This window comes from Pseudomonas sp. Sample_24 (assembly GCF_004307605.1).
In the GTDB taxonomy this organism is placed as follows: Bacteria; Pseudomonadota; Gammaproteobacteria; order Pseudomonadales; family Pseudomonadaceae; genus Aquipseudomonas.
Map to the genome: position 1 here is coordinate 6853 of NZ_RCNW01000073.1, position 1073 is coordinate 7925.

The 1073-nt window shown below is 53.4% G+C and carries 1 pseudogene; it reads left to right on the forward strand.

The features are described from left to right. Nucleotides 1-990, forward strand: a pseudogene (gene fusA, locus D8V06_RS03450) (elongation factor G); the annotation flags it as partial. Nucleotides 991-1073: the final 83 nt, after the last annotated feature.

Genomic DNA, 1073 nt, shown 5'->3' on the forward strand with positions numbered 1-1073 from the left:
GAAGAGATCAAGGAAGTACGCGCTGGTGACATCGCGGCCCTGATCGGCATGAAGGACGTCACCACTGGTGAAACCCTCTGCAACGCTGACAAGCCAATCATCCTGGTTCGCATGGACTTCCCGGAGCCGGTTATTTCGGTTGCCGTAGAGCCTAAAACCAAGGATGACCAGGAAAAAATGGGTATCGCTCTGGGCAAACTTGCTCAGGAAGACCCGTCTTTCCGCGTCAAAACTGATGAAGAGACTGGTCAAACGATCATCTCTGGCATGGGCGAGTTGCACCTGGACATCCTGGTTGACCGGATGCGCCGTGAGTTCAACGTCGAAGCCAACATCGGTAAGCCTCAGGTTTCCTATCGTGAGCGCATCACGAAGAGCTGCGAAATCGAAGGCAAGTTCGTTCGTCAGTCCGGCGGTCGTGGCCAGTTCGGTCACTGCTGGATTCGTTTTGCACCTGCTGACGAAGGTCAGGAAGGTCTGCAATTCCTGAACGAAGTAGTGGGTGGTGTGGTTCCTAAGGAATACATCCCGGCTATCCAGAAGGGTATCGAAGAGCAGATGAAGAACGGTGTTGTTGCCGGCTATCCGCTGATCGGCCTGAAGGCTACCGTGTTTGATGGTTCTTACCACGACGTCGACTCGAACGAGATGGCGTTTAAGGTGGCTGCTTCCATGGCGACCAAGCAACTGGCCCAGAAGGGCGGTGGTGAGTTGCTCGAGCCGATCATGGCGGTAGAGGTTGTTACGCCTGAAGACTATATGGGTGATGTGATGGGCGACCTTAACCGTCGTCGCGGCATGATCCAGGGTATGGAAGACACAGTGTCCGGCAAGGTTATCCGTGCCGAGGTTCCACTGGGTGAGATGTTCGGTTATGCGACCGACGTTCGTTCCATGTCCCAGGGTCGCGCAAGCTACTCTATGGAATTCAAAAAATACAATACGGCTCCGTCGCACATCGTCGAAACCGTTACCAAAAAACAAGGCTGATTCAGTCCTTTAGGCAAGGAGTTAATTGTCGTGGCTAAAGAAAAATTTGATCGTTCCCTACCGCACGTCAACGTTGGCACCAT